General features: G+C 71.8%; 18 protein-coding genes. 9 read left to right on the top strand and 9 right to left on the bottom strand.

Annotated features, from left to right (window positions below):
- Nucleotides 1-97 precede the first annotated feature (97 nt).
- Nucleotides 98-733: a YigZ family protein gene (locus tag ACGFNN_RS04780; RefSeq protein ID WP_393553006.1), complete on the bottom strand. Its 636-nt coding sequence runs from the start codon at nucleotides 731-733 to the stop codon at nucleotides 98-100.
- 83 nt (nucleotides 734-816) lie between these two features.
- Between ACGFNN_RS04780 and ACGFNN_RS04775 the strand changes: the two genes are divergently transcribed.
- Both ACGFNN_RS04775 and ACGFNN_RS04770 read left to right on the top strand, forming a co-directional pair.
- On the top strand, nucleotides 817-1,233 hold the full coding sequence (locus ACGFNN_RS04775) for a CoA-binding protein (RefSeq protein ID WP_393553004.1): 417 nt from the start codon (nucleotides 817-819) through the stop codon (nucleotides 1,231-1,233).
- A gap of 73 nt (nucleotides 1,234-1,306) precedes the next feature.
- Complete coding sequence (locus ACGFNN_RS04770) at nucleotides 1,307-2,113, top strand: aminoglycoside N(3)-acetyltransferase (protein WP_393553002.1); 807 nt, start codon at nucleotides 1,307-1,309, stop codon at nucleotides 2,111-2,113.
- Between the two features lie 49 nt (nucleotides 2,114-2,162).
- On the opposite strand, the gene ACGFNN_RS04765 is transcribed toward ACGFNN_RS04770, so the two are convergent.
- On the bottom strand, nucleotides 2,163-2,747 hold the full coding sequence (locus ACGFNN_RS04765) for an XRE family transcriptional regulator (RefSeq protein ID WP_362553646.1): 585 nt from the start codon (nucleotides 2,745-2,747) through the stop codon (nucleotides 2,163-2,165).
- 93 nt (nucleotides 2,748-2,840) lie between these two features.
- Here ACGFNN_RS04765 and ACGFNN_RS04760 point away from each other — a divergent pair, with 93 nt between their 5' ends.
- Entirely contained in the window at nucleotides 2,841-3,707 is an 867-nt protein-coding gene (locus ACGFNN_RS04760; protein WP_393553001.1) for an EamA family transporter, read from the top strand.
- 53 nt (nucleotides 3,708-3,760) lie between these two features.
- Here ACGFNN_RS04760 and ACGFNN_RS04755 read toward each other — a convergent pair whose 3' ends face one another.
- Nucleotides 3,761-4,525: an acyltransferase gene (locus ACGFNN_RS04755; protein WP_393554024.1), complete on the bottom strand. Its 765-nt coding sequence runs from the start codon at nucleotides 4,523-4,525 to the stop codon at nucleotides 3,761-3,763.
- 145 nt (nucleotides 4,526-4,670) lie between these two features.
- On the opposite strand from ACGFNN_RS04755, the gene ACGFNN_RS04750 reads away from it, so the two are divergent.
- Nucleotides 4,671-5,204, top strand: a complete 534-nt coding sequence (locus ACGFNN_RS04750; RefSeq protein ID WP_393552999.1) for a gamma carbonic anhydrase family protein — start codon at nucleotides 4,671-4,673, stop codon at nucleotides 5,202-5,204.
- A gap of 42 nt (nucleotides 5,205-5,246) precedes the next feature.
- On the opposite strand, the gene ACGFNN_RS04745 is transcribed toward ACGFNN_RS04750, so the two are convergent.
- Both ACGFNN_RS04745 and ACGFNN_RS04740 read right to left on the bottom strand, forming a co-directional pair.
- Nucleotides 5,247-5,906: a DedA family protein gene (locus ACGFNN_RS04745; RefSeq protein ID WP_393552997.1), complete on the bottom strand. Its 660-nt coding sequence runs from the start codon at nucleotides 5,904-5,906 to the stop codon at nucleotides 5,247-5,249.
- Between the two features lie 135 nt (nucleotides 5,907-6,041).
- Complete coding sequence (locus ACGFNN_RS04740; RefSeq protein WP_362553753.1) at nucleotides 6,042-6,479, bottom strand: DUF4442 domain-containing protein; 438 nt, start codon at nucleotides 6,477-6,479, stop codon at nucleotides 6,042-6,044.
- Nucleotides 6,480-6,588: 109 nt separating this feature from the next.
- Between ACGFNN_RS04740 and ACGFNN_RS04735 the strand changes: the two genes are divergently transcribed.
- Both ACGFNN_RS04735 and ACGFNN_RS04730 read left to right on the top strand, forming a co-directional pair.
- Nucleotides 6,589-7,617, top strand: a complete 1,029-nt coding sequence (locus ACGFNN_RS04735) for a hypothetical protein (RefSeq protein ID WP_393552995.1) — start codon at nucleotides 6,589-6,591, stop codon at nucleotides 7,615-7,617.
- Between the two features lie 67 nt (nucleotides 7,618-7,684).
- Complete coding sequence (locus tag ACGFNN_RS04730) at nucleotides 7,685-8,995, top strand: MFS transporter (RefSeq protein WP_362553660.1); 1,311 nt, start codon at nucleotides 7,685-7,687, stop codon at nucleotides 8,993-8,995.
- Here ACGFNN_RS04730 and ACGFNN_RS04725 read toward each other — a convergent pair.
- The 4 genes from ACGFNN_RS04725 to ACGFNN_RS04710 form a co-directional block, all read right to left on the bottom strand.
- Complete coding sequence (locus ACGFNN_RS04725) at nucleotides 8,957-9,802, bottom strand: spermidine synthase (RefSeq protein WP_393552993.1); 846 nt, start codon at nucleotides 9,800-9,802, stop codon at nucleotides 8,957-8,959. The two genes, ACGFNN_RS04730 and ACGFNN_RS04725, sit on opposite strands and share 39 nt — an antisense overlap.
- A 44-nt stretch (nucleotides 9,803-9,846) precedes the next feature.
- Nucleotides 9,847-10,698, bottom strand: a complete 852-nt coding sequence (locus ACGFNN_RS04720; RefSeq protein WP_393552991.1) for a patatin-like phospholipase family protein — start codon at nucleotides 10,696-10,698, stop codon at nucleotides 9,847-9,849.
- A 67-nt stretch (nucleotides 10,699-10,765) separates the two neighbouring features.
- Entirely contained in the window at nucleotides 10,766-11,935 is a 1,170-nt protein-coding gene (gene tuf, locus ACGFNN_RS04715; protein ID WP_393552989.1) for an elongation factor Tu, read from the bottom strand.
- Between the two features lie 91 nt (nucleotides 11,936-12,026).
- The gene (locus ACGFNN_RS04710; RefSeq protein ID WP_393552987.1) at nucleotides 12,027-12,170 is read right to left on the bottom strand and encodes a hypothetical protein; all 144 of its coding nucleotides are present in this window, start codon (nucleotides 12,168-12,170) and stop codon (nucleotides 12,027-12,029) included.
- A 263-nt stretch (nucleotides 12,171-12,433) separates the two neighbouring features.
- Here ACGFNN_RS04710 and ACGFNN_RS04705 point away from each other — a divergent pair, with 263 nt between their 5' ends.
- The 3 genes from ACGFNN_RS04705 to ACGFNN_RS04695 all read left to right on the top strand — a co-directional run bounded on the left by ACGFNN_RS04705 (nucleotide 12,434) and on the right by ACGFNN_RS04695 (nucleotide 15,171).
- Nucleotides 12,434-13,180, top strand: a complete 747-nt coding sequence (locus ACGFNN_RS04705) for a TVP38/TMEM64 family protein (RefSeq protein ID WP_393552985.1) — start codon at nucleotides 12,434-12,436, stop codon at nucleotides 13,178-13,180.
- 171 nt (nucleotides 13,181-13,351) lie between these two features.
- On the top strand, nucleotides 13,352-14,224 hold the full coding sequence (locus tag ACGFNN_RS04700) for an undecaprenyl-diphosphate phosphatase (RefSeq protein ID WP_362553675.1): 873 nt from the start codon (nucleotides 13,352-13,354) through the stop codon (nucleotides 14,222-14,224).
- A gap of 167 nt (nucleotides 14,225-14,391) precedes the next feature.
- Nucleotides 14,392-15,171, top strand: coding sequence for an SGNH/GDSL hydrolase family protein (locus ACGFNN_RS04695; RefSeq protein ID WP_393552983.1), 780 nt, complete (start codon nucleotides 14,392-14,394; stop codon nucleotides 15,169-15,171).

Below are 15,171 nucleotides of genomic sequence, written 5' to 3'. Positions count from 1 at the left end.
TTCCTCCGCCCCCGGCACACCGGAAGGTCCGGCATCCAGGCCGTCGCGGCTCTCCGCACGGCCGGATCCACGCTACTGCCGCACTGTCCCTGATCCCTCATCCGGTCCCGGCGTCCCCGTACGCCTCGCCGCCCAGTTCCAGATGCGCGGAGCCCGCCGTGGCGTCGGCGAGCCAGGCCCTGAAGGCGTCGACCTCCGCGTCGGGCAGGCCGATGGCGATGGAGACGTATTCCGCGTAGGTCACATCGTGGACGGCGGTTCCGGTGGCCCGCAGATCGTTCTCCAGCTTGCCCGCGCGCTGGTGGTCGACGGTGACGGTCGCGAGGCGGTACCGCCGGCGGGTCGTGGTGCCGAGCGCGTCGAGCGCTTCGCCGACCGCTCCGCCGTAGGCGCGGATGAGTCCTCCGGCGCCCAGCTTCACACCACCGAAGTATCGGGTGACGACCGCGACGGCGTACCGGACCTCGCGTCGCATCAGCATCTGGAGCATGGGGACACCCGCGGTCCCGCCGGGCTCCCCGTCGTCGGACGCCTTCTGCACGGACGCGTCGGCGCCGACCACATACGCGTAGCAGTTGTGGTTGGCGGTGGGGTGTTCGGCGCGGACACGGGCGATGAAGTCCTGCGCCTCCTGCTCGGTGGCGGCGGGTGCGAGCGCGCAGAGGAAGCGCGAACGGCTGACCTCGGTCTCGTGCACACCTTCATGGGCGACTGTCCGGTACTGCTCCTGCATCGGTCCACCTTATGCGCCCGCGCGCCGGGTCACTTTCACCCTTCCGTGGGGAATGGCCGGGCGGGGGCATCCGTTGTCCGGGCATGTACGCAGACGATGAGACGGTGCGGGCGATCCTCCAGGACACGGGTGACACCTGGGCGGTGGTCGGCCTGTCGGGCAACCGGTCCCGCGCGGCCTACGGCGTGGCCGAGGTCCTCCAGCGGTTCGGCAAGAGGGTGGTCCCCGTCCACCCCAAGGCCGAGACCGTCCACGGCGAACAGGGGTACGCCTCGCTGGCGGAGATACCGTTCCCGGTCGACGTGGTGGATGTCTTCGTCAACAGCGACCTGGCGGGAGCGGTCGCCGACGAGGCGGTGGCGGCCGGGGCGAAGGCCGTGTGGTTCCAGCTGGGGGTCGTCGACGAGGAGGCGTACGCGCGAACCCGCGCGGCGGGGCTCGCCATGGTGATGAACCGCTGCCCGGCGATCGAGATACCCCGCCTGAGTCCCGTGCGCTGACAGTTCCCCGGCGGCGGATGCGCGGTCGCGGGTTCCGCGGGCGTGGTGTCGCGGACGGGCCCGGGCGAGGACAATGCGCTCCGTGACAGAGCATCTCGTCCTCGGTGACCAACGCACCTCCACCCAGCTCGTCCGGCTCGGTGTCAGGCGGGGCGGCGTCCTGCTGGTCCATGCCTCGATGCGCTCCGCCGGCGGGGACGCGTGGCGCATGGCGGACGCCCTGCGCCGCGCCGTGGGGCCGGAGGGCACCCTGGTCGTGCCCACGTTCACCCCGGAGAATTCGGACACCTCGCGGACGTACCGGGAGCGGGTGAGCGGGCTGACCGATAGCGCCCGTGCCGCGGTGCGGGCGGCGATGCCACCGTTCGACCCGGCGCTCACCCCCGCCCCCTCCATGGGTGTGCTCGCCGAGACGGTTCGGCTCACCCCCGCCGCACTGCGAAGCGCCCACCCGCAGACCTCGTTCGCCGCGCTGGGCCCCGCCGCCGGGAAGCTGCTCTCCGGGCACCGTCAGGACTGCCACCTGGGGGAGGACTCCCCCATGGCCCGGCTCTACGAGGCGGACGCGCAGGTTCTGCTGCTGGGCACGGGCTTCGGGAGCTGCACCGCCTTCCACCTCGCGGAGTACCGGCGCCCCACCCGGCCGCGGCGCCGCTACCGCTGCGTGGTGGCGCGAGGCTCCGGGCGCCACTGGTGGGAGTACGAGGACATCGCCCTGGACGACGGGGACTTCTCGGCCTTGGGCGAGGACTTCGTCCGCTCCGGGACGGGCGAGGTCTCGGTCGGCCGGGTGGGGTCCGCACGGAGCCACCTGTTCCCGTTTCGCACTGCCGTGGACTTCGCCACGACGTGGCTGGAGGCCCACCGCCACGGCCGCTGAGCGTCGGCCTCGCCTCCGGCCGACCTCCGGAACTCCCCGGAGCCGAGTGCTACCTGCCTTCCCGGTGGACCGGCGGGATCGAGACCGCCATGGTCAGGTCGGTGGGCTCGGTGCCGTCGTTGCGGTAGCTGTGCGGGACGTGGGCCTCGAAGGTGGCGGAGGTGCCGGCGGGCAGCAGGTGGTCCTCCCCGTCCACGGTGAGGGTCAGTTCACCGGTCGTGACGTGGAGCAGCTCGACCGTTCCCTCGGGGTGCGGGTCGGAGGCGCTGCCCTCACCGGGCATCAGGTGCCACGACCAGAGTTCGACCGGCCCCCTGGCGTCCGTCCCCACCAGCAGGGTGGTCGAACTGCCCGACTCGGTCGACCACATGCGCACCGCCTGGCTCGCGGGGACCAGGCGCACCTGGGTGCCCTGCTCGTAGTCGAGCAGTGTGGTGATGCTGACCCCCAGCGCGTCGGCGAGTTTGACGGTGGTGCCCACGCTCGGGTTCGTCCTGGCCTGCTCGATCTGGATGATCATGCCGCGGCTGACACCCGCCCGGGCGGCGAGAACGTCCAGCGTGAAACCGCGCTCGCCTCGCCAGCGCTTGAGATTCCGGGCGAGCGACTGGGTGAGCTGATCGAGGTCAGACACATTCCGTCCAATATTCTGAATGACAGAGTCGAAAATACTGCACTACGGTGTGGTGGACCCACCGACCACCGCACTGTACTGCGAGGCGCCCCGATGACTGCACTGTTCGCCCTGGCCACAAGCCTGCTGTGGGGGCTGGCGGATTTTGGTGGCGGCCTGCTCACCCGGCGTGCGCCCGCCCTGACGGTGGTGGTCGTCTCCCAGTGCGTCGCGGCCGCGGTACTCGGGGTCGTGGTGGCCGCGACGAGCGGCTGGAGCGAGGCCGGGCCCCGGCTCTGGTTCGCCGTCGCCGCCGGAGCGGTGGGCCCGGTGGCCATGCTCAGCTTCTACAAGGCTCTGGCACTGGGGCCGATGGGAGTCGTCTCCCCTCTCGGCTCGCTCGGCGTGGCGGTACCGGTGAGCGTGGGCCTCCTCGTCGGCGAGCGCCCCGGGATTCTGCAGTTCGCCGGGGTGGCCGTGGCCGTCGCCGGAGTCGTCCTGGCGGGTGGACCGCAGTTGCGCGGCGCACCGGTACAGCGTCAGGCCGTCGCGCTGACCCTGCTGGCGGCCTTCGGTTTCGGAGCGGTGATGTCGCTGATCTCCGAGGCGTCCACGACGGTGCCCGGACTCTTCCTCGCCCTGTTCGTCCAGCGCGTCACCAACATCGTGGTCGGCGGAACGGCCCTCTGCGTGTCCGTGCGCAGGGGCGGCCGCGCACTGCCGCGTGAGGGTGGACTCGGCGCCGTGAGGTCGGCGCTTCCCGCCCTGGCGTTCGTCGGGCTCGCCGATGTGGCGGCCAACGGCACGTATTCGATCGCGGCGCAGCACGGGCCGGTGACGGTGGCCGCGGTCCTCGCCTCGCTCTACCCGGTGGTGACGGCGCTGGCCGCGCGAGGGGTCCTCGGCGAGCGGCTCCGGGGTGTCCAGGCTGCGGGGGCGACCCTTGCCCTGCTGGGAACGGTTCTGCTGGCGACGGGCTGACCGCTCGCTGCGGCCGGGCGGTGGGCCTGCCCGCGAGCCCCAGGCCGTCTGCGCTACGGGCCGGGCCGGACGCCGTCGCCCGGCTCCTCCGCCAGAAGGGCGACAGCGGCCAGCTGCTCCGGCGTCACACCGTCGGGGATGGGCATCGGCGCCGGGGTGCGCAAGGGCGGCTGCCAGCCGGTCTCAGGATCCCAGCTGCGCACCACCCGGGCCGGCGCCCCCGCCACCACCGCGTGGTCCGGGACATCTCCCCGGACGACGGCTCCGGCGGCGACCACCACATTGCGGCCGAGCCTGGCGCCGGGAAGGATCACCGCGCCGGTGCCGATCCAGCAACCGGGCCCGATCACCACGGGTTCCATACGCGGCCACTGCTTCCCCACCGGCTGGTCGCGGTCGTCGTAGCTGTGGTTGGTCGAGGTGATGTAGACGTACGGTCCGCAGTAGGTGTCCGAGCCGATGGTCACGGAGGTGTCGGCGATGACATGACTGCCCCGCCCCAGCACCACGCCGTTGCCCAGTGTGAGGACCGTCTCGGATCCCAGGTCCAGATCGGGCATCAGACCGGCCGTGAGGGTGACCTGCTCTCCGATGATGCAGTGGTCGCCGAGCTCGATCCACTCCTCGCCGAAGACGGTTCCCTGCGGGAAGGCGAGCCGTGTTCCGGCGCCGATACGACGGAATCGCAGCCTGCCGGGGTGCTCCGCGGTCACGGCCCCCGTCTCCTGGACCCAGGACCAGACTCGGTGGACGACGCGGGACATGACACCACGCCGCCGGCTTGCCAGGGAGGGGAGCGGGCTCCGGTTCTTCGGCACCCGCTCACGGTAGTCGGCCCGGCGGGGGCGGTCCGGGCAGTCGGCTGTGATGTTCACCCCACCCGTCGTCACCTGCGGGACCGTCCACTACGGTTCGTGCCGAGCAAGGGTGCCGAGGGCACCACACCCCGGAGGAGGAGCGGACATGGCGGAGCAGGCACTGGTCGTGGGCATCGGCGGCAGGGAGCCGGACATCGACGCGGACGCCTTCCTCGCTCCCACCGCCGTCGTCGTCGGCGAGGTCACGATGGCCGCGGGCTCAAGCGTCTGGTACCAGGCGGTTCTGCGTGCGGACTGCGGCCCGATCTCGCTCGGGCCCGACAGCAACATCCAGGACAACTGCAGCGTGCACACCGACCCGGGGTTCCCGCTCACGGTCGGAGCCCGTGTCTCCGTCGGCCACAACGCCGTCCTGCACGGGTGCGTGATCGAGGACGACGTCCTGGTCGGCATGGGCGCGACCGTGCTCAACGGCGCTCACATCGGCGCGGGTTCGCTGATCGCCGCGCAGGCCCTCGTACCCCAGGGGATGCAGGTGCCCCCGGGCTCGCTGGTCGCCGGTGTCCCCGCGAAGGTGCGGCGGGAGCTGACCGCCGAGGAACGCGAGGGCATCGCCTTCAACGCCGCGGGCTACGTCGAGCTGGCCAAGGCCCACCGGGCGGCGCACCAGGAGGGCTGACGCGGGCCGCTCCGGCGGTTCCGTACGGGCTTCGCCGACCGGTCAGTCCGCGGCGCGCACGGCGTCCGCCTCCGACAGCACCGGGGTGTCCGCGTGCGCGGCGGCCTTCTTGGCACGGTTCTTCAGGACCAGCATCGAGATCACGCCGATCATGACGGCGGCGAGCAGTCCCAGCCAGGAGAAGCGCTTGAGCCACGCCTCGGCGACGACCCCCACCGAGTAGATGACGGCGGTGGTCCCGCCCGCCCAGACGATCCCGCCGAGCACGTTGGCGATCAGGAACTTCCAGTACGGCATGCGCAGCACCCCTGCCAACGGGCCCGCGAAGATCCGCAGGAGCGCGACGAACCGTCCGAAGAAGACGGCCCACATGCCCCACTTCTCGAACGACCGCTCCGCCAGCGCGATCTGCGGTGCCCCGAAGTGCTTGGGGAACTTCCCGCCCAGCCAGGCGAGCAGTGGGCGGCCCCCCTTGCGGCCGATGGCGTAGCCGACCGAGTCCCCGATGATCGCGCCCGCCGACGCACAGGCGCCGAGCACCACGGGGTCGATGTCACCGTGCTGGGAGGCGAGCAGCGCAGAGCTGACGAGGATGATCTCGCCGGGCAGGGGGATGCCGAGACTTTCGAGCCCGATGACCACCCCCACGAGAAGGTAGATGCTGACCGCCGGTACGGTCTCCAGCCACTCCTGGACGTGCAACGCCGGCCCCTCCCGTAAGAAATCTCCGCCGTGCGCCACAGGGGGCGCACGGCGGGAAGCCTACCTGGCCGGGCTCGCGAAGGCGCCGCCGAGGCCCTCGTCCTGAAGGCGGACCGACGGCGCCGCGCGTGGGGTTCAGCTGTTGGGCCGCAGCGTCCAGACCACGCTCATCTCGCTGGTGACGGCGCCGTCGGCACGCCGGATCTCCACGCTGACGGGGAATTCCGGGCGCTTGCCCTCGTCCAGCTCCGCGACGACCTCGGCCACCGGGCGGCCCAGCACCGCGGTCGCTGTGAGTTCGCCCATGGCGACCTTCTTGAAGGCCATCTCGGTGGTGACGGGCAGCGGGACGGCGCGGGTCATCTGGTCGCCGAAGGCGGCGACAACGATGGCGCCACTGGCGGATTCGGCGAGCGTGAACATCGCTCCGGCGTGAGGTCCACCGAGGTGGTTGTGGTAGTCGGCACGGTCGGGGAGCGAGAGGACGGCGCGCTCCGCGGTCGTCTCCAGGTACGTGATTCCGAGCGTCCGGACCATCGGGACGCTCGCGGACAGGATCTCGCCGACCGTCATCTCTTCAGTGCTCATGGGCGTGATGTTACTAGCGGGTAGCAGTCTTTGACCATCCCCTCACAGGGGCGCCCGTAGCAGCGGACGCCCCGTCCCTCTATGGTTACTGGCCATGTGGCCAGGACAGCAGCCGCCCGGGGGCGAGCAGAACCCGCAGGACCAGAACCAGAACCCGTACCAGCAGCCGGGGTACCAACAGCCCAACCCGTACCAGCAGCCGGGTTATCAGCAGCAGGGCCAGCCGGGATACCCGCAGCCCAACCCGTACCAGCAGCCCACGGTGCCGCAGTACGCGGTGCCGGGCGGCCCCGGCGGCCCGCAACGCGACGACAGGAAGAAGACGACCGTCGTCGCCGTCGTCGCGGCCACCGCGGTCGTCGTCGCCGCGGTCGTCACGGGTGTCGTCGTGATGAACAAGAAGGACGACGGCGGCTCCTCGGTGGCCGGCGGGAAGTCGTCCTCCTCGCCATCGGCGAAGCCGTCCGCCACCGGCTCATCCCCGGCCGCGAACCCCCGGGGCGGCGAGGAGGCCGCACCGACGGTGCCGGGCTGGAAGGTCGTGACCAACCCCAAGTGGGGCACGCAGTTCGACGTTCCCGGTGACTGGGAGGTCGCGAGCACCGGGACGATCTCGGGCTTCGAGGACGAGAAGGACCCCACCGGCCCGCCGGCGGTCGGCTTCTCCGCTCCCGCCTTCTACAAGAGCAAGTGGTGCGTCGACGACAGCGACAAGGACGGCTCCAAGGAGGACACGGGCCTCGCAGGCGTCGGCACCAAGGGCGGCCAGGGCGCGAAGAGCACCGACGAGGCCGCCACCAACGAGGCTGCCAACTGGGTCTGGGCGGCCTACGCGCAGACGGACCCGAAGTCGAAGGTCAAGACCGTCAAGGCCAAGCCGTACACCACCAAGTCGGGCCTCACGGGCAGTGTCGTCACCGCCACCGCCTCGGAGCTGGCGAACAAGGACAAGTGCGACACCGACGGCAAGTCGATCGCCTTCACGTTCAAGAACGCGAAGGACGAGTACGCGTCGTGGATCCTCTACGCCAACGCGGGCGTCGACGACGAACTCCCGGACGCCACCATCCAGAAGATCCTCAGCACGGTGCGCCTCGCGGAGGGTACGGAGACCTCGTCCTGAACCTCGGCCCGCCGGGCCCGAGGCCGTCCATTTGGCGAGAGGGGGTCGCTGCGGGGATAGTCCCCTGGTGACCTCCGCACCCTCCTCCGTCTCCCCCGCGTCCCGCCCCCTTCCGGCGGGACGGAATTTCGGCCTGCTGACAGCCGCCGCGATCATCACGAGCCTGGGTTCCAACGGCGCGTTGATCGCGGCGGCTTTCGCGGTCCTGGAGTCGGGCGGCGACGCCGCCGACGTCGGCCTGGTCGCCGCGGCGCGTACCGCCCCGCTGGTGCTCTTCCTCCTGGTCGGCGGCGCGGTCGCGGACAGACTGCCGCGCCACCGGGTGATGGTGGCCGCGAACACGCTGAACTGCCTGTCGCAGGCCGTGTTCGCCCTGCTCGTCCTGACCGGTTCCGCGGAGCTGTGGCAGATGATGGTGCTGACCGCGCTCTGCGGTACCGGCCAGGCCTTCTTCGGCCCCGCCTCCGAGGGCATGCTGCTGTCCAGCGTCGGACCCGAGCAGGCGGCCCGGGCCTTCGCCTTCTTCCGCATGTCGATGCACGGCGCGGCCATCGGTGGCGCCGCTCTCGGCGGCGCCATGATCGCGGCCATGAACCCGGGATGGGTGCTGGCCGTGGACGCGGCGGCCTTCGCGGTCGCCGGTGCGCTCCGGGCATTTCTGGACGTGGGGCACATTCCTCCGCGCGCCCAGGGCGGCGGGCTGCTCGCCGACCTCCGGGAGGGCTGGAAGGAGGTCGCCGGGCGCCCCTGGTTCTGGGCCGTGGTCCTTCAGTTCTCCGTGGTCGTGGCGGTGGTCGGTGCGGCGGAGGCCGTGTACGGGCCGCTGGTGGCCCGGGACGAGCTCGGTGGCGCGCGCCCCTGGGGGTTCGCCCTCGCCTCCTTCGGAGTCGGCACCCTGGGCGGCGCCCTGCTGATGATGCGCTGGAAGCCGCGGCGGCTGCTGCTGGCCGGCACGCTCTGCGTCTTCCCGCTGGCGATGCCGTCCGCGGCGCTCGCGGTCCCGTTGCCGGTCGTCGGCCTCTGCGCGGTGATGTTCGTGACCGGGATCGCCATAGAGGTCTTCGGGGTGTCCTGGATGACTGCGCTGCACCAGGAGATCCCGGAGGACAAGCTGTCGCGGGTCGCCGCGTACGACTGGTTCGGCTCGGTGGCCATGGTGCCGCTGGCGACGGCGGCGGCCGGGCCGGTGGAGACACTCGTCGGCCGCAGCGCCGCCCTGTGGGGCTGTGCCGGGCTGATCGTGCTGGTGACCGCGGGGGCTCTGCTCGTCCCCGACGTACGCAATCTGACACGCCGGGGCACGGTGGCGAAGGTCAGCGTGCCTGAGCCTTCCCAGGCGTCAGCCGATGCTGAAGGCGCCCTCGGGGGGCTGAGGTGAGGCCACGGCCTCACTGTCACGGACCGGCACCGCGTCACCGATGAACCGGTCGAGCGCCGCGCCGTGCTCGACACGTGCCGGGAACGCGTCGGAGGCGCACCGCCTGGTGAGCTCGGCGATCCCTAGGGGGACGCGCGAGGCCAGCAGTACGGCGTTGCCGAAGCGGCGTCCGCGCAGGACCGCGGGCTCGGCCATCAGGGCGAGCTCGCCGAAGACCTCGGCGAAGTTGGCCAGCTGTGAGCGCAGGAAGACGAAGGGCGCGCCGTCCGCCAGGTTGGCCGCGTAGACGCCGTCCTGCCGCAGGACGCGGCCCGCGGCCCGCGCGTATTCGAGCGAGGTCAGATGGGCCGGGACCCGTGAGCCCCCGAACACGTCACCGATCAGCAGATCGGCGGAGGCGGCGGGGACGGCCTCCAGCCATTCCCGGGCGTCGGTGGCGTGCACCGTGATCCCGGACCGCTCGGGCAGCGCCAGGTGCTCGCCCACCAAATCCACGAGCCCTTTGTCCGCCTCCGCCACCTCCTGCCGCGAGCCCGGGCGGGTCGCGGCGACGTAGCGCGGCAGTGTGAGCGCACCGCCACCGAGGTGCGCCACGTCCAGCGGCCGCCCGGGCGGGGCGGTGAGGTCGACGACGTGGCCGAGCCGGCGTACGTACTCGAACTCGAGGTGCTCCGGTGCGTCCAGGTCGACGTACGACTGCGGGGCGCCGTCGACGGTGAGCAGCCAGGCCCGGTCCCGGTCCACATCGGGCAGCAGCCTGGCTGTGCCGTGGTCGGTGTCGCGGAGTACGGGGATCGGCTCGTTCACTCCCTCATTGTCACCGGCGCCGGCCGTGTCCCCGACCGTCCGGCTCAGCCGTTCCACACCGCGGCGACCGCTTCGGTGTGCGCCGCGGACTGGGCGAGGCCCGCCCTGGCCGCCGCGGCACGGCGTGCGGGGTCCAGGGAGTTGTGGCCCACCGCCTTCTTGCTGCCCGCGTCCGGGGTGATCACCTCGACGCGGGCTCCCGCCGCCTCCAGGTCGGCGGCCTGCGCCCTGGGAGCGGCGATCACCCGGGTGCCGGTGGCGGTGGGGGCGATGACGACGACCCGTTCGTAGCCCGCCGCGAGATGGGCGTTGGCCGTGGAGTGCACTCCCCCGTCGATCCAGGTCCCTCCTCCGGCGCTGACGACGGGCCAGACCAGGGGGATCGCGCAGCTGGCCGTGACCGCCTCGGCGAGCGGGACCCGGCCCGCCCTGTCGAAGGTGTGCAGCCTTCCGGTGGACGCGTCGACGGCGGTGACGAGCAGGGGCCGTTCCGGCCAGTCGGCCGACGGGAGCCGCCCGGCGATCATCGCCAGTCGTCGGGCGCCCGTCGCGACGGTCCGGCTGTCCCTGGCCGCAGCGCCCAGCCTCCTCCCGTACTCCTCCGGAGTACGGGAGGAGAGCACCGCTCTCGCGTAACGCAGGAGCGTGACGGGCCCCGGCCGGGCCGCGGCCCTTCTGTCGTCCTCCGGGTCGGCGAGCTGGCGCTCGTAGAGGTCGCCGACGGCTACGAGTCCCGAGGCGAGCTGAGCCCCGACGAGAGCTCCGGCCGAACTTCCGACGATCAGGTCTGCGGTGGAAAGGTCGACGCCGGCCTTGGCGAGTCCGTGCAGGATCCCGGTTTCCCATGCGGTGCCGGTGACTCCTCCGGCACCCAGGACGAGTGCTGTGTCTGCCATGTGCCCCAGTCTGCATCAGGCGGTGTGGCCCGCCCTCCCGGGGCGGGGAGGGCGGGCCACGTGGAGCTCAGAGCAGACCGGTGACCGCACCGGCGCCGACGGTGCGTCCGCCCTCGCGGATCGCGAAGCCGAGGCCGGCCTCGAGCGGGACGTCACGCCCCAGCTCGACGGTCATGGTGACCGTCTCCCCGGGCCGGGCGACGGCCGCATCGCCCAGGTCGACGTCCCCCACGACGTCCGCCGTGCGGATGTAGAACTGCGGCCGGTATCCGGTCGTGACGGGCGTGGTCCGGCCTCCCTCCCGCCCCGACAGGACGTACACCTGCGCGGTGAAGCGCCGGCTCGGGGTGACGCTGCCGGGCTCCGCCACCACATGGCCTCGGCGGACACGGTCGCGCTCGACGCCTCGCAGCAGCAGCGCGACGTTGTCGCCGGCCTCCGCGGACTCCATCGGCTTGCCGAAGGTCTCCAGGCCGGTGACGACGCTCTCGACGTCCGCGCCGAGCACCGACACCCGGTCCCCGACCCGCACCGTGCCACGCTCCACGGCGCCGGTGACGACGGTGCCGCGGCCGGTGATGGTCAGCACGTTCTCCACGGAGAGCAGGAACGGCGCGTCGGTGTAGCGCACCGGCATCGGTACGTAGGTGTCGACGGCGTCCAGCAGGCCCTCGACGGCCGCCGTCCAGCGTGGGTCCCCCTGGAGCGCGCCGAGTCCCGACACCCGTACGACCGGCACCGTGTCCCCGCCGTAGCCGTGCGCGGACAGCAGCTCGCGGACCTCGAGCTCCACCAGGTCGGTGAGCTCCGGGTCGCCGGCGTCGGCCTTGTTGAGGGCGACGACGATGTGGTCGACCCCGACCTGACGGGCCAGCAGCACGTGCTCCGCGGTCTGCGGCATGATCCCGTCGAGCGCCGAGACCACGAGGATCGCCCCGTCCAGCTGCGCCGCCCCGGTGACCATGTTCTTGATGTAGTCGGCGTGACCGGGCATGTCGACGTGCGCGTAGTGCCGGGTGTCGGTCTCGTACTCGACGTGCGCGATGTTGATGGTGATCCCCCGCTGGGCCTCCTCCGGGGCTCGGTCGATCCGGTCGAACGGCACGAAGGTCCCGGTGCCGCGGTCGCTCAGCACCTTGGTGATGGCGGCGGTCAGCGTGGTCTTGCCGTGGTCCACGTGGCCCATGGTGCCGATGTTGAGGTGCGGCTTGGTGCGCACGTATGCCGTCTTGGGCATGGCTCGTCCTTGGTGTTCGAAGCTGAGAGAGAAGACCCCAGGGCCCCGCCGACCCTCCCCTTGCGGGGTCCGCCGGACTGTCGGGGGAGGGTCAGCTTCGGGCGCCGCCGAAGGGCGCCGTGGCAGCGGTGAACGCCGCGTCAGTTGCTGCCGCGGGTGCGGTCGCGGGGATGACGGCAGCCTTCGGCGTGGCCGCGACTGCGGACCGCGCTGCGAGGAAGGCGTACCGGAACATGCCCTGATCATGGCGGAGCGGTGCGACGGCGTCGAATGCTTTTCGCGTGGCGGCCGCGAGCCGGGGAGCGGCGACGACTCCGCCGCGGGCCGGGCGCTGTGGACGCGCCCTCACCTTCCCTCGACGGCCGCCCCGGGCAGCCGTTCTCGCGCAAGGTGCCCGTGCGCGGGGGAGGTTGTGGCGCACGGTACGGGACACGTGATGAGTCGGCCGTCACTCGCACATTACGGCGATCACACACACGTTTCGGTTACGCTCCCCAGATGTTCGACCCCGTCCCCGCAACACGGCACTCCGGCGGCCTCGCATTGCGCTGTACGAGGGCGCTGCTCTCCCCCTGGTCCCGGCTCTCCCTGCTCGTGGTGGTCCTGCTGGCCGCCGCCGTCACCATGCTGCGGTTCGAACCGCAGCGGCTGCTGGCCTCCGGCTGGCCACCCCAACTGACCGGCTCCGCCGCCGCGATGCTGTTCGGGCTCGCGTACGGCGTGTGCACCGTGGCCTTCGTGCCGCGCCCGCTGCTCAACCTGGCTGCCGGGGCGCTCTTCGGCGCCCAGACAGGTCTCGCCGCCGCACTGGCGGGGACCGTGCTCGGCGCCGGCGTCGCCTTCCTCCTCGGCAGGGTGCTGGGGCAGGACGCGCTCCGGACGCTGTTGCGCGGCAAGTACCTGAAGGCGGCGGACGGGCTGCTCAGCCGCCACGGATTCAGATCCATGCTCGCCCTGCGGCTCTTCCCCGGGGTCCCGTTCGCCGCGGCCAACTACTGCGCGGCGACGTCCCGCATGGGTTACCCGCCGTTCCTCCTGGCCACCGGACTCGGTTCGATCCCCAACACCGCCGCCTACGTCATCGCGGGCAGCACGGCCTCCTCGCCGACCTCGCCGGTGTTCCTGGCCGCGATGGGCTTCATCGTGCTGTCCGGTGCGGGCGCCGCCCTGGTCGCGTGGCGCAGGCGGCACCGGCTCGGCCGGGCGGCGGGGGCAGCGCACATGGAGGCGGGCGGCGCGGCGTAGCAAGGGGCAGGCGGGACTCCGTTCACCCGCAGGCGATACGCTGCGCGCAACCGACAGAGGATGTCCGGGGCCGTGGCGTCCCGTCCCCCTTTCTGACCGCATACGCACGTTGCCGACGGCCCACGCGTCCGTCGGCCGTTGCATGAGTACCTCCGGGATGGCCTAAGCCCCATGAGCTGGTTCGAATCATTCGTCCTGGGCCTCGTTCAGGGACTGACCGAGTTCCTGCCGATCTCCTCCAGCGCCCATCTGCGGCTGACCGCGGCTTTCGCGGGCTGGCACGACCCGGGAGCCGCGTTCACCGCCATCACCCAGATCGGCACCGAGGCCGCCGTCCTCATCTACTTCCGCAAGGACATCGCCAGGATCGTCTCCGCCTGGTTCCGGTCCCTGACCGACAAGGCGATGCGCAGTGACCACGACGCCCAGATGGGCTGGCTGGTCATCATCGGCTCGCTCCCCATCGGCGTCCTCGGTCTGGCCTTCAAGGACCAGATCGAGGGGCCCTTCCGCGACCTCCGGCTGATCGCGACGACCCTGATCGTCCTCGGTATCGTCCTGGGTGTCGCCGACCGGCTCGCGGCGCGTGACGAGACCGGCGGCAAGCACCGGGCGATCAAGGAACGCAAGTCGCTGAGGGAGCTCGGCGTCAAGGACGGTCTGATCTTCGGCTTCTGCCAGGCGATGGCCCTGATCCCCGGCGTCTCCCGCTCGGGTGCGACGATCAGCGGCGGTCTCCTCATGGGGTACACCCGTGAGGCGGCGGCCCGGTACTCCTTCCTGCTGGCGATCCCCGCGGTGCTGGCTTCGGGCGCGTTCGAGTTGAAGGACGCGGGCGAGGGGCACGTCTCCTGGGGGCCCACGATCTTCGCGACCGTCATCGCCTTCGCGGTCGGCTACGCGGTGATCGCGTGGTTCATGAAGTTCATCACCACCAAGAGCTTCATGCCGTTCGTGATCTACCGCGTGCTCCTCGGCATCCTGCTGTTCGTCCTCATCGGGGCCGGTGTGCTGAGCCCGCACGCGGGCGAGTCGGCGGGCTGACGGAACGCCTCTCGGAGGTGGCTCCCGGACCCGGTCGGGTCCGGGAGTCAGTCATTTCGCCGATGACGTGGCGGCGTGGCGGCGGGAGGTTGGGAGGCGGTCGCCCGGTAGTGGGGCGGCCGTCGACAGCCACCCCGCTTTCCCCACCACCGGGAGTCCATATGCCCATGTCCCGTTCGGCCGGCGCCGCCCTCCTCGCCCTCGCCCTCGCCTCGGTCGCCGTTCCGGCCTCGGCCGCACCCTCCACCACCTCGGCGGGGGTGAACTACGTGGCCCTCGGCGACTCGTACGCCTCCGGAACCGGCGCGGGCGACTACTCCGATCTGGCGTGCACCCGCAGTCGCAACGCCTACCCGGCGCTCTGGGCCGACGCCAACGACCCGGCCTCGTTCACCTTCGCCGCCTGCGGCGGTGCGAAGATCCCCGATGTCCTCGACGACCAGATCGGCGAACTGGACGCGGACACCACGCTGGTGAGCCTGAGTATCGGGGGCAACGACTCCGGTTTCGCCTCGACCATGCTCAGCTGCCAGTACTCCACCCAGTCGGCATGCGAGCGGGCACTGGAGACGGCCGGCGAGTACGTCGTGAACGAGCTGCCGGGCGAGCTGGACGGCCTCTACGCGACCGTCCGCGCCCGCGCTCCGCACGCGGAGGTCGTGATCGTCGGCTATCCGCACCTCTACAAGGAGGGTGGTCTCTGCCTGGGCGGCCTCAGCTCCGCGAAGCGCTCGGCCGTCAACCAGGGGTCGGACCTCCTGAACGAGACCATCGCGGACCGTGCCAGGGCGGCCGGGTTCGCCTTCGCCGACGGCAGGCCGGCCTTCGCCGGGCACGAGATCTGCACGAGCGACGCGTGGATCAGCAGCTCGAACGTCCACCCGACGGCCGAGGGCCACGCGTCCGCCTACCTCCCGGCCTTCGGTGCGGCGGTCGCGGCGAGCTGA

It is taken from the genome of Streptomyces sp. NPDC048590 (assembly GCF_043199535.1).
In the GTDB taxonomy this organism is placed as follows: Bacteria; Actinomycetota; Actinomycetes; order Streptomycetales; family Streptomycetaceae; genus Streptomyces.
This window is presented reverse-complemented; position numbering and strand designations above follow the sequence as displayed.

Coding starts and splice junctions, on each gene's coding strand:
- ACGFNN_RS04780 (WP_393553006.1), bottom strand. CDS start 733: ATGCAGGAGCAGTACCGGACAGTCGCCCATGAAGGTGTGCACGAGACC.
- ACGFNN_RS04775 (WP_393553004.1), top strand. CDS start 817: ATGTACGCAGACGATGAGACGGTGCGGGCGATCCTCCAGGACACGGGT.
- ACGFNN_RS04770 (WP_393553002.1), top strand. CDS start 1,307: ATGCGCTCCGTGACAGAGCATCTCGTCCTCGGTGACCAACGCACCTCC.
- ACGFNN_RS04760 (WP_393553001.1), top strand. CDS start 2,841: ATGACTGCACTGTTCGCCCTGGCCACAAGCCTGCTGTGGGGGCTGGCG.
- ACGFNN_RS04750 (WP_393552999.1), top strand. CDS start 4,671: ATGGCGGAGCAGGCACTGGTCGTGGGCATCGGCGGCAGGGAGCCGGAC.
- ACGFNN_RS04740 (WP_362553753.1), bottom strand. CDS start 6,479: ATGACGGTCGGCGAGATCCTGTCCGCGAGCGTCCCGATGGTCCGGACG.
- ACGFNN_RS04735 (WP_393552995.1), top strand. CDS start 6,589: ATGTGGCCAGGACAGCAGCCGCCCGGGGGCGAGCAGAACCCGCAGGAC.
- ACGFNN_RS04720 (WP_393552991.1), bottom strand. CDS start 10,698: ATGGCAGACACAGCACTCGTCCTGGGTGCCGGAGGAGTCACCGGCACC.
- tuf (WP_393552989.1), bottom strand. CDS start 11,935: ATGCCCAAGACGGCATACGTGCGCACCAAGCCGCACCTCAACATCGGC.
- ACGFNN_RS04710 (WP_393552987.1), bottom strand. CDS start 12,170: ATGTTCCGGTACGCCTTCCTCGCAGCGCGGTCCGCAGTCGCGGCCACG.
- ACGFNN_RS04705 (WP_393552985.1), top strand. CDS start 12,434: ATGTTCGACCCCGTCCCCGCAACACGGCACTCCGGCGGCCTCGCATTG.
- ACGFNN_RS04700 (WP_362553675.1), top strand. CDS start 13,352: ATGAGCTGGTTCGAATCATTCGTCCTGGGCCTCGTTCAGGGACTGACC.
- ACGFNN_RS04695 (WP_393552983.1), top strand. CDS start 14,392: ATGTCCCGTTCGGCCGGCGCCGCCCTCCTCGCCCTCGCCCTCGCCTCG.